General features: G+C 70.5%; 12 protein-coding genes and 1 pseudogene. 8 read left to right on the top strand and 5 right to left on the bottom strand.

The window, feature by feature from the left end:
- Nucleotides 1-335 precede the first annotated feature (335 nt).
- Nucleotides 336-1,649 carry an acetyl-CoA C-acetyltransferase gene (locus CQZ88_RS29005; protein ID WP_006931659.1) on the bottom strand — a complete coding sequence of 438 codons (1,314 nt, stop codon included), beginning with the start codon at nt 1,647-1,649 and terminating at the stop codon, nt 336-338.
- A 130-nt stretch (nt 1,650-1,779) separates the two neighbouring features.
- On the opposite strand from CQZ88_RS29005, the gene CQZ88_RS29000 reads away from it, so the two are divergent.
- A complete protein-coding gene (locus tag CQZ88_RS29000; protein ID WP_029546036.1) occupies nt 1,780-3,126 on the top strand; it encodes a 3-oxoacyl-ACP reductase in 1,347 nt (448 codons plus the stop codon).
- Nucleotides 3,126-3,983 (top strand): MaoC/PaaZ C-terminal domain-containing protein, encoded by an 858-nt coding sequence (locus CQZ88_RS28995; protein ID WP_029546038.1) that lies wholly within the window; start codon nt 3,126-3,128, stop codon nt 3,981-3,983. Before CQZ88_RS29000 ends, CQZ88_RS28995 begins: the two co-directional genes overlap by 1 nt.
- A gap of 131 nt (nt 3,984-4,114) precedes the next feature.
- On the opposite strand, the gene CQZ88_RS28990 is transcribed toward CQZ88_RS28995, so the two are convergent.
- Both CQZ88_RS28990 and CQZ88_RS28985 read right to left on the bottom strand, forming a co-directional pair.
- Complete coding sequence (locus CQZ88_RS28990) at nt 4,115-4,600, bottom strand: SRPBCC domain-containing protein (protein WP_029546040.1); 486 nt, start codon at nt 4,598-4,600, stop codon at nt 4,115-4,117.
- The gene (locus CQZ88_RS28985) at nt 4,597-4,971 is read right to left on the bottom strand and encodes a helix-turn-helix transcriptional regulator (protein WP_029546042.1); all 375 of its coding nucleotides are present in this window, start codon (nt 4,969-4,971) and stop codon (nt 4,597-4,599) included. The genes CQZ88_RS28990 and CQZ88_RS28985 overlap by 4 nt, the downstream gene beginning before the upstream one ends.
- A 210-nt stretch (nt 4,972-5,181) precedes the next feature.
- On the opposite strand from CQZ88_RS28985, the gene CQZ88_RS28980 reads away from it, so the two are divergent.
- Genes CQZ88_RS28980 through CQZ88_RS28965 form a run of 4 tightly spaced genes read left to right on the top strand, consistent with a single transcriptional unit; the run spans nt 5,182 to nt 7,991 of the window.
- The gene (locus tag CQZ88_RS28980; protein ID WP_006940284.1) at nt 5,182-6,405 is read left to right on the top strand and encodes an alkane 1-monooxygenase; all 1,224 of its coding nucleotides are present in this window, start codon (nt 5,182-5,184) and stop codon (nt 6,403-6,405) included.
- Nucleotides 6,405-6,566: a rubredoxin gene (locus CQZ88_RS28975; RefSeq protein WP_003939211.1), complete on the top strand. Its 162-nt coding sequence runs from the start codon at nt 6,405-6,407 to the stop codon at nt 6,564-6,566. Before CQZ88_RS28980 ends, CQZ88_RS28975 begins: the two co-directional genes overlap by 1 nt.
- Nucleotide 6,567: 1 nt before the next feature.
- Nucleotides 6,568-6,753, top strand: a complete 186-nt coding sequence (locus CQZ88_RS28970; RefSeq protein WP_006940282.1) for a rubredoxin — start codon at nt 6,568-6,570, stop codon at nt 6,751-6,753.
- Nucleotides 6,750-7,991 (top strand): NAD(P)/FAD-dependent oxidoreductase, encoded by a 1,242-nt coding sequence (locus tag CQZ88_RS28965; RefSeq protein WP_102800644.1) that lies wholly within the window; start codon nt 6,750-6,752, stop codon nt 7,989-7,991. Before CQZ88_RS28970 ends, CQZ88_RS28965 begins: the two co-directional genes overlap by 4 nt.
- 8 nt (nt 7,992-7,999) lie before the next feature.
- On the opposite strand, the gene CQZ88_RS28960 is transcribed toward CQZ88_RS28965, so the two are convergent.
- Nucleotides 8,000-8,608 (bottom strand): TetR/AcrR family transcriptional regulator, encoded by a 609-nt coding sequence (locus tag CQZ88_RS28960; RefSeq protein WP_006940279.1) that lies wholly within the window; start codon nt 8,606-8,608, stop codon nt 8,000-8,002.
- A 67-nt stretch (nt 8,609-8,675) separates the two neighbouring features.
- Nucleotides 8,676-9,857 (bottom strand): glycoside hydrolase family 3 N-terminal domain-containing protein, encoded by a 1,182-nt coding sequence (locus CQZ88_RS28955; RefSeq protein ID WP_006940277.1) that lies wholly within the window; start codon nt 9,855-9,857, stop codon nt 8,676-8,678.
- Nucleotides 9,858-9,957: 100 nt separating this feature from the next.
- On the opposite strand from CQZ88_RS28955, the gene CQZ88_RS28950 reads away from it, so the two are divergent.
- Nucleotides 9,958-10,425: a universal stress protein gene (locus CQZ88_RS28950; RefSeq protein ID WP_006940275.1), complete on the top strand. Its 468-nt coding sequence runs from the start codon at nt 9,958-9,960 to the stop codon at nt 10,423-10,425.
- Nucleotides 10,426-10,470: 45 nt separating this feature from the next.
- A pseudogene (locus tag CQZ88_RS28945) lies at nt 10,471-10,783 on the top strand (isochorismate synthase); the annotation flags it as partial.

Genomic DNA, 10,783 nt, shown 5'->3' with positions numbered 1-10,783 from the left:
GGCGTCCTGGGGCGTCGCCTCCGGCACAGGGACGGCGGACCGAACCTCGTCCTGGCCGTCCTCGGGGTCGTTCGTCCCGCTCTTGCCGCTCACCCATGTCCTTTCACCGGGGTGCGCCCCGGATCGGGCGCACCACTCGGTATCCAGCCTAATGTCGGGTTCCCGGCGCCCCCGAGCCGATGGGCGGTCCGAGCCCCCGCGGACAAGCGAAAGACCTCGCGTTGCCGCCAGGTCGGGGGTCAGGCAGCAACGCGAGGTCGACTGGTTTATCGGCGGCCCCGCCGGGGCGTTACAGACTTCCGGGATTTTTTCCGGACGGGGCCGCCGGGGTCGGCTCAGGCCTCGAGAATGGCGGTCACACCCTGCCCACCTGCGGCACAGATCGAGATGAGGCCCCGCACGGGCTTGCCGGTCTCCTGCCGCTTCTCATGCAGCATCTTCGCCAGGGACGCGACGATGCGGCCACCCGTCGCGGCGAACGGGTGCCCGGCCGCCAGCGACGAGCCGTTGACGTTGAGCTTGCTGCGGTCGATGGACCCGAGCGGAGCATCCAGACCGAGCCGGCCCTTGCAGTACTCCTCCGACTCGAACGCCTGGAGCGTGGCCAGGACGACGGAGGCGAACGCCTCGTGGATCTCGTAGAAGTCGAAGTCCTGCAGCGTCAGGCCGTTGCGCTTCAGCAGCCGCGGGATCGCGTAGGTGGGGGCCATGAGCAGGCCGTCGCCACCGTGGACGTAGTCGACCGCCGCGGTCTCCGAGTCCACGAGGTAGGCGAGCACGGGCAGCCTGCGCTCCGCAGCCCACTCCTCCGAGGACAGCAGCGCCGCCGACGCACCGTCGGTGAGCGGGGTCGAATTGCCCGCGGTCATGGTGGCGCCGCCGAGCTCGACGCCGAACACCGGCTTCAGGCCGGAGAGCTTCTCGACCGTCGAGTCCGGGCGCAGGTTGTCGTCGCGGGTGAGGCCGAGGAACGGGGTGACGAGGTCGTCGAAGAAGCCACGGTCGTAGGCGGCGGCCATGTTGCGGTGGCTCGCGGCGGCCAGCTCGTCCTGAGCCTCCCGGGCGATGCCGAACTCCTTGGCGGTGATCGCCGCGTGCTCGCCCATCGACAGTCCGGTGCGGGGCTCGCCGTTGCGGGGGATCTCGATGCCGAGCATCGACGGCCGGACCTGGCCGAGCAGCTTGACGCGGTCGCCGGTCGAGCGGGCCCGGTTGAGGGAGAGCAGGAACTCGCGCAGCTCGTTGTTGACGCCGATGGGGGCATCGGAGGTGGTGTCGACACCGCCGCCGATGCCGGCCTCGATGCGGCCGGCGGCGACGGCGTCACCGACGGAGATGATCGACTGCAGGCCGGTGCCGCAGGCCTGCTGCAGGTCCCAGGCGGGGGTGTGCGGGTTCAGCGCGCTGCCGAGTACGCACTCGCGGATCAGGTTGAAGTCGCGGCTGTGCTTGAGGACGGCCCCGCCGACGACGGCACCGAGCCGCTCGCCCTGGAGGTTGAACCGGCTCACCAGCCCGTCGAGCGTGGCGGTGAACATGTCCTGGTTCGACGCGCGGGCGTACGTGCGGTCCGACCGGGCGAAGGGGATCCGGTTGCCGCCGAGGATTGCGACACGGCGCAGCTGCGTGGAACGAGCGGTGGTGGTCACTGACGTCTCCCGGGATGCTGGTGGATACAGACTCTGGCTACTATTCTTACTCGCGAGTAAGTTCGTTGTCGACACCACACCGTCGGCCCCTCCCGACAATACCGACGTCCGAACCAGAGAAGGTGGAATCGTGGCTGAAACCAAGAGCGCCCCCGGCCTCTACGCCCAGTTGATCGGGTCCGCGCCCGGAGCATTCCTCGCCAAGCAGTTCGGCCTGCCGAAGCCGGAGAAGCTGCGCCGGTACGAGCCGGGTCAGCCGCCGCTGGCCGGCCCGCTGCTCGTCGGGGGCAACGGCCGCCTCGTCGAACCGATCCGCACTCTGCTGTCCGACTACCCGTTCGCCGATCCCGCCGACACCGCGTACGGGGCGCTCGTCTTCGACGCCACCGGCATCACGGACGTCGCGGGCCTCGAGCAGCTGTTCACCTTCTTCCAGCCCGCGATCAAGGGGCTCGGCCCGAGCGGGCGCGTCGTGGTGCTCGGCACCACCCCGGAGGAAGCCTCCTCCGTGGACGAGCGCATCGCCCAGCGCGCGCTCGAAGGCTTCACACGCAGCGTCGGCAAGGAACTGCGCCGCGGCGCGACGGCCCAGCTGGTGTACGTCTCCCCCGATGCCGCCACCGGCCTGTCCGGCCTCGAATCCACGCTGCGCTTCCTGCTGTCCGCGAAGTCCGCGTTCGTCTCCGGCCAGGTGATCCGCGTCGGTGCCGGCGACGCGAAGGCCCCCGAGTCGTGGGAGCGCCCGCTCGCCGGGAAGGTCGCCGTCGTCACCGGCGCGGCCCGCGGCATCGGCGCCACGATCGCCGAGGTACTCGCCCGCGACGGCGCGCACGTCGTCTGCGCGGACATCCCCGCGGCCGGCGACGCCCTCTCGCAGACCGCGAACAAGGTCGGCGGCGTCTCCCTCGCCCTGGACGTCACCGCCCCGGACGCGGGCGACAGGCTCGCCGAGTACCTGCTCGAGCGGCACGACGGCGCCGACATCATCGTCCACAACGCCGGCATCACCCGCGACAAGCTGCTCGCCAACATGGACGCCGCGCGGTGGAACGCCGTCATGGCCGTGAATCTGCTCGCCCCCCAGAAGATCACCGAGAAGCTGGTCGAGAAGGGCGCGCTGAAGGAGGGCGGCCGCGTGGTCGACGTGTCGTCGATCGCCGGCATCGCCGGCAACCGCGGCCAGACCAACTACGGCGCGTCCAAGGCGGGTGTCATCGGGATGGTGCAGGCCACCGCGCCCGTGCTGGCCGAGAAGAACATCACCATCAACGCCGTCGCCCCCGGCTTCATCGAGACGGCCATGACCGCAGCGATCCCGGTGGCCACCCGCGAGGCCGGTCGCCTCATGAGTTCGCTGCAGCAGGGCGGGCAGACCGTCGACGTCGCCGAGACCGTCGCCTGGTTCGCCAACCCGGCGTCGAGCGCGGTCACCGGCCAGGTCGTGCGCGTGTGCGGCCAGTCCATGCTGGGGGCGTGATGGCTGTCGTCGAACTCTCCTCGCGCCCTTCGACTCTCGACGTCTACGCGCGGGCGGCGCTCTCGGCGCTGCCCGTGGTGGGCGCCTCGGGCGACCGCCTGCCCGACGACACCCTCGTACTGCGCGGCCTGCGCGTCGACCCGGACAACCTGGCCGAGTACACGAAGGTGTGCGGACTGCGCTTCGGCGACACGCTCCCGCTGACGTACCCGTTCACGCTGACGTTCCCCGTCGTGATGAAGCTGATGGTGTCGAAGGGCTTTCCCTTCGCCGCCGTCGGTTCCGTCCATGCCGAGAACGTGATCGAGCAGGTGCGGCCCGTGTCCGTGACCGAGCCGCTGGATCTGAGGGTGCATGCCGAGAACCTGCGGGAGCACCGCAAGGGCCTGCTCGTCGACCTGGTGAGCGAGATCAGCGTCGGCCGGGAGCTGGTGTGGCGGCAGACGTCGTCGTTCCTGCACCAGCAGCGCACCTCGCTGTCGGATCAGCCGAAGCCCGAACCGAAGGCCGAGGAGATCCCTCCGGTGCCGACGTCGACGCTGCGAGTGGACCAGAAGACGATCGACCGCTACGCATCGGTCTCGGGTGACCGCAACCCGATCCACGTCTCCCGGCTCGGCGCCAAGGCGTTCGGGTTCCCGAAGCCCATCGCGCACGGCATGTGGAGCGCGGCCGCGGCACTGCGAGCCGTGGAGGGCCGCATCCCGTCGCGCGCGACGTACTCGGTCCGGTTCGGCAAGCCGGTCCTGTTGCCCGCGACCGTGAACCTCTACGCCGCACGCGCCGCCGACGGCTGGGATCTGGCGCTGCGCCACCCGAAGAAGGGCTACCCGCACCTCACCGCCACCCTGCGCTGAGAGCGGCTGCGCCGCAATCGCTCCGAGCGAATGTATCGTCGACTCCCACTGAGGAGATCAACGATACATTCGCTCGGGCGGGGGCGGGGACGGGCTCGGGGGGCGGGGGCGGGGCGGGCTCGGGGGGCGGATCAGCCGGCGAGCAGAGCGTCCATCTGACCGACGGCGAGCCGCAGCCCTTCTTCCATACCCATGCCGGCCAGTTGCTCCATCTGTTCCCGGGACGCGAACGCGGAAAGAATCCGCATCCGGGTGCCGCCGTCGTGCTCGACGAGCTGCATCCGCACCGTGGTGGTCGGCATCTCGAGGTTCGGCGTCCCGTCCTCGTCGGCGAACCCGTCGGTGAATTCCAGGGACTCGGGCGGCGCGACCGCGGTGACGTTCCACCAGCCGCGGTACTTGTCCCCCTCGGGACCGGTCATGAAGTAGGTGACGGTGCCACCCGGGACCAGATCGTGCTGCTCCACGGTCGCCGGGTGGGTCGGCGGTCCCCACCACCGCTCCAGCTGCCGGGGGTCGGCCCACAACTGCCACACCCGTTCGAGCGGTGCGCGGAAGTCGGCGATCAAGGTCAGGGTCAGGCTGTCGAAGTCCTTCTCGACGCTGGTCACGCTCATCGTTGTCGTCCTTTCCTCGGGTCGTTCCGGGCCGGATCCGGTTCCTCGGTGAGCAGGGCCGACATCCGATCCACTCGTTCCCGCCAGGCGCCCTCGAGCTGGTCGAGCACCCGCCGGGCCGTATCGATCGCGTCCGGGTCGGTGTGCACGAGTTGCTCCCGTCCGCGTCGTTCCTTCCTGACGAGGCCGGCCCGTTCGAGTACCGCCACGTGCTTCTGCACCGCGGCAAAGCTCATGGGATAGGCCTCGGCCAGCCGCGAGACCGACGCCGCGGTCCGCGCGCAGCGATGCAGGATGTCCCGTCGGGTGGCGTCCGCCAGGGCGTGGAACAGCTCGTCCACCGCGTCTTCACGAATCCGATCTACAACCATTTGGTTGTAGATTAGCCGCACACCCCCCGCCTGTAAAGGAGTCGGCGTCGACGGCGGAAACGGACAACCCCGCCGGCGCGACGAGCGTTTTACAAATTACGATGTTTTGTCTACCGCTGAGACCAAATGTCCTGTACTGTCCACATCACAGTGAGCTGGCTCATACCGGCTCCTCGAACTGGACGCTTCACGGGACAGGGAGGTCGAACGGTGACGACGTCGGACATCGGGCGGTACGCGCAGGCGCCGGTGGAACAGTGGCGCGATCGCAAGCGGTATCTGTGGCTCATGGGGCTGATCCCGCCCACGGCGATCTTCCTCGCGACCGCACTGATCTGGGGATTCAACCAACTCGGCTGGACCGCGGTCTCGCCGATGTGGTGGTGGATCGGTCCCCTTCTGGTGTACGTGCTGCTGCCGATCCTCGACCGGTTCTTCGGCCCCGACGGGCAGAACCCGCCGGACGAGGTGATGGAGATGCTCGAGAACGACAAGTACTACCGGTACTGCACCTACGCCTACATCCCGTTCCAGCTGGCCAGTCTCGTCTTCGCCTGCTACCTGTGGTCGACCGGGAACCTGTCCTGGCTGGGGATCGACGGCGGCCTGGGGCTGATCTCGAAGATCGGCCTGGCGTTCAGCGTCGGCGTGATGGGTGGTGTCGGGATCAACACCGCCCACGAGCTCGGCCACAAGAAGGACGACCTCGAACGGTGGCTGTCGAAGATCACCCTGGCCCAGACCTTTTACGGCCACTTCTACATCGAGCACAACCGCGGCCACCACGTGCGGGTGTCGACCCCGGAGGACCCGGCTTCGGCCCGCTTCGGCGAATCGTTCTGGACGTTCCTGCCGCGCAGCGTGTGGGGCAGCCTGAAATCCTCGTGGGAACTCGAGAAGACCCGCCTGCAGCGCCTCGGCAAGAGCCCGTGGACCCTGCGTAACGACGTCCTCAACGCGTGGGCGATGTCGGTGGTCCTGTTCGGTGTGCTCGTCGCGGTGTTCGGCCCGGTGATCATCCCGTTCCTGATCCTGCAGGCCGTCTACGGCTTCTCCCTGCTCGAGACGGTGAACTACCTCGAGCACTACGGGCTGCTGCGGCAGAAGACCGCCACCGGCCGGTACGAGCGCTGCACCCCTGCGCACAGCTGGAACTCCGACCACATCGTCACCAACATCTTCCTGTACCACCTGCAGCGGCACAGCGATCACCACGCGAACCCGACCCGCCGCTACCAGACCCTGCGGAGCATGGACGGCGCCCCCAACCTGCCCAGCGGCTACGCGAGCATGATCGGGCTCGCCTACATCCCGCCGCTGTGGCGCAAGGTGATGGACCACCGCGTCGTCGAGCACTACGACGGCGACATCACCCGCGCCAACATCCAGCCGAGCAAGCGCGGCAAGGTCCTCGCCGAGTACGGGGCGCAGTGATGGCCGCCTACGAGTGCCCGGTGTGCAACTACGTCTACGACGAGACCGCAGGCGCGCCCCGCGAGGGTTTCCCCGCCGGCACACCCTGGGACGCGATTCCCGACGACTGGTGCTGCCCCGACTGCGGGGTCCGCGAGAAGATCGACTTCGAAGGACGCTGACATGACCACGAACTACAAGCTCTTCCGTTGCCTGCAGTGCGGATTCGAATACGACGAGGCCGAGGGCTGGCCGGAGGACGGCATCGCCCCCGGCACCCGGTGGGACGAGATCCCCGACGACTGGTCCTGCCCGGACTGCGGCGCCGCCAAGTCCGATTTCGAGATGGTCGAGGTCAGCCGGACATGACCGAGACGATCGTCGTCGTCGGCACCGGGGTGGCCGGCGCGACCGCCGCACAGACCCTGCGCAAGGAGGGCTTCGCCGGACGTGTCGTGCTGATCGGCGAGGAGGCCGCTCTGCCCTACCGGCGGCCGGTGCTGTCGAAGGACCTGCTCGCCGGCAGCATCACCGCGGAGCGGGCACAGCTCGAACCGGCCGGCTACTGGGCCGACCACGACATCGACCTGCGCACCGAGACCCGCGTCGTCGAACTCGACCCACTGCGTCGCCGGCTCCGGCTGTGGGACAACGAGATTCTCGACTACGACGCGGTGATCCTGGCGACGGGCGCCCGCGCCCGCCACCTGGACCACGACGGCGGGGACAGGGTGCTGAGCCTGCGCACGGCCGAGAACGTCGCCCCGCTGCGGGCCGCGATCGAGGCGCACCGTTCGCTCCTCGTCGTCGGCGCCGGCCTGATCGGCTGCGAAGTCGCTTCCACCGCAAGGGAACTGGGAGCCGAGGTCACCGTGCTCGAGAGCGCGCCGTCGCCGCTCGCCCGCATCGTGCCGCCCGCCGTCGCCGAGATGTACGTCGGCCTGCACGCCGAACGCGACGTGCCCGTCCACACCGGCGTCGCGCTGCGCTCCCTCACCGGCGACGACGACGGGGTGCATGCCACCGCCGAGGACGGGCGCGCCTGGACGGCCGGCGCCGCCCTCGTCGCGGTGGGCTCGGTGCCGGACACCGCGCTCGCCCGCGCGGCCGGGCTGACCGTCGGCGACGGCATCGTCGTCGACGAGGCCTACCGCACCTCCGCCGCCGGGGTCTACGCCGCGGGCGACGCGATCGAGCAGCCCAACCCGGTGCTCGGCGGCCGGCACCGCACGGAGAACTGGAACAGCGCCCGGGCCCAGGGCATCGCCGCCGCGAAGTCCGTCCTCGGGCAGCCGCTCGGCGCCGCGGAGGTGCCGTGGGGCTGGTCCAACCAGTACGGGCACAACCTGCAGTTCGCCGGCTGGTCCCGCCACGACGACGACTACGTGGTGCGCGGGTCGATCGAGGGCCGGGACTTCACGGCCCTCGCGCTGCGCGGCGACCGGCTGGTGGGGGCGATCGCCCTCGGCCGCCCGAAGGACATCCGCATCGTGCGGCAGCTCGTTGCCGCCGGCGCGGCGGTCGATCGCGGCGCGCTCGCGGACGAGTCCGTCGCACTGGGCGACGTCGCGGGTCGGCGCGCGGCGGCCACGCCGGCATCGCTGTAGCGGGCCGCTCAGCCTTGGTGGTCGGTGCGCTTCTTACCAGCCAGACCGCGCCAGGCCAGGTTCTCGAGCAGATCGGCGGCCTTCTCCACGTCGATCTCGCCGCCGGCGATGCGGTCGGCGACGGCCTCACCGGCGCCGACGAGCGCAACGGCCATGATGGCGAAGTCGGTTCCCGGCTCCGGGTCGCGCGTGCTCGATTCGAGCAGGTGCGCGGTGAGCTCGATGAGCCGGTCCCGGCTGCTGCGCACCTGCCCGGCGAACGCCTGCTGGGACATCGCCTGGCGGTAGAGCACCATCCACGAGTTGCGGTGGGCGTCGACGAACCCGAGGAACGACTCGAGCGCCACCCGCAGCTGATCGCGCGGCGTGAGCCCGGGATCACCGGCGGGCGTCAGGGCCTCGACGAACCGCTGCCCCTCCCGGCTGATGCACGCGGCGAACAGTTCGTCCTTCGAGCCGTAGTACAGGTAGAGCATCGGCTTGGAGATCTGGGCCCGGGCCGCGATGGCGTCCATCGAGGTATTGTGAAACCCGTTCTCGGAGAAAACCTCCACGGCGGCGTCCAGCATCTGCTGTTCCCGCACCGCGCGAGGCAGTCGCTTGGTACCGCCGGCCATGTCTCCTCCAAGTCCCGATGCTCCCAGCTCCTTACTCTAGAGTAAGGAGCTGGTTTCCGACGCCGATTCAGCAGTCCAGCGCGCCCTTGGCGCGCGCGACGGTGCGCACCGCGTCGTCCACCCGCGCGGCCGGCAGCGCTCCCGTCGCCACGGCCTGTTCGAGATGGTCGAGCACCCGCGGGACGTCGTCGGTGGTCAGCCACAACGCCTGGTCCACCCCGGCGGCGAGCGCCGCCTGCACCGCTTCGGTGATGTCGTACGTGTCGGTGATGGCCCGCATGCCCGACAGGTCGTCGGTGAAGACCACCCCGTCGAACGGCGGGGCACCGTAACCGGTTCCGGACCGCAGCAACTGCACCGCCTGCGGGCTGATGCTCGCCGGCAGTCCCTCGGTCAGCCCCGGCACGTCGAGGTGCCCGAGCATCACCGCGACCCCGGAATCCACGAGCTCCCGGTACGGCACCAGGTCCACCTGCTGCAGCTGGTCGAGCGGCGGCGCGGTGACCGCACCGGTGTGCGAGTCGCCCGACGCCGAACCGTGGCCCGGGAAGTGCTTGAGCACCGGCAGGATTCCCGCGTCGCGCAGGCCCCGCGCATAGGCGCCGGCGTACTGCACCACCACCTGCGGATCGTCGGAGAAGGAGCGGTCGCCGATCACCGAGTCGTCCGGCTGGCTGCTCACGTCCACGTCCGGCGCGAAGTCGACGGTGACGCCCAGCTCGCGGAGCTCGCGGCCCCGCTCGAGCGCCATCCGGTACGTCTCCTCGACGGTCATCGTCTGCGCCGTCACCCGCGCCGACGGATCGGGACCGAACAGCGCCCCCACGCGCGAGACCCGGCCGCCCTCCTCGTCGATGGTGACCATCAGCGGCAACCGGCTCGCCGCCACCACCTGCGGGATCTCCCGGTTGGCCAGCATCGACACGTCGGTCCAGCTGCCGACGAAGATCCCGCCGATCTGTTCGGACCGCACCGCCTCGAGGGCGTCGGCGGTGCCGGTGACACCGACGTTGAGCAGCTGGGCGAGCCGCTGCCGCACCGTCAGCGACGCGAGCAGCTCGTCGCCGCAGGACGGTGCGGGTGACGCGGTCGCCATCGGGGCGGGCGACGGCGACTGTGCGACGGTCGACGTGGCCTGCGACGTCGCGGCGGCCGTGGGCTCCGGAGTCCGGGGCGCGTCCTGTCCCCCGCACCCGGCGACGGCGAGGACAGCCGCGACCGCGACGGTGAGGGTGTGACGGATCCGCATGGCCACCGACGGTAGCCGACCACCGCCGCGCCTGCCCCGACGACCCGCGGCGACGGGTAAAGTGCCCCCCAAGGACCGCCACGACAGCAGGGGACGCGTGATGCCCGCAGATCTCATCCTCATCGCCTACGACGGCTCCGAGAACGCCAAGCGGGCCGTGCGGTATGCGGGGCGATTCCTCGCCTCGTGCCGCGCCGTCGTCGTCACGGCCTGGGAACCGATGGTCCGTCAGGCCGCCCGCATGTCCGGGCTGTCGGGGGTGATGCAGCCGGAGTGGGTACCCGACGAGGAAACCGAGGACGTGGCCCTCACCGACGCGAAGGTGATCAACGCGGAGGGACTCGAACTCGCCCGCTCCGCCGGCCTCGCCGCGGAGGGCCGCACCCTCGAGGTGGTCAGTGCCGTGTGGACCGCGATCGTCGAGGCCGCCGACGAGCTGAACGTCGACATCATCGTCACCGGCACCCGCGGCACCACGGGCCTGCGCTCGCTGCTGCAGTCGTCGGTGGCCGACCACGTGCTGCGCCACAGCCATCGGCCCGTGCTGATCGTCCCCCCGGGGCGCTAGCCGCGGCGCGTACCGGGCGCGGGCGGGGGATATCGTCGACCCACCATGGACGGTTTCCTGCTCTCCCGCGCCGATCGCACCGTGCACACCACCGGGACGCGCCGCCGGTTCACCGACGTCGCCGAGGCCTCTTTCGCGTTGCGCCGCGGCGAGGCCGACCTGATCGTGGGCGCGCTGCCCTTCGATCCCGAGCGCCCCGCCGCGCTGACCCAGCCGGAGACCGCCGACGTGACCGACGCGGCGTGGCAGCCACCGGACGCCCTGCCCGCCCTGCCGGCGGTGCGGATCGCCGCGCAGACCCCGGCGCCGCAGCAGCACGTCGCGCGGGTCGCGGCGCTGCGCGACCGGCTCGGCCGCG

The organism is Rhodococcus sp. ENV425 (genome assembly GCF_002887785.1).
GTDB classification, from domain to species: Bacteria; Actinomycetota; Actinomycetes; order Mycobacteriales; family Mycobacteriaceae; genus Rhodococcus; species Rhodococcus aetherivorans.
The sequence above is the reverse complement of the archived record's forward strand: the minus strand, read 5'-3'. Positions and strand labels throughout refer to the sequence as shown.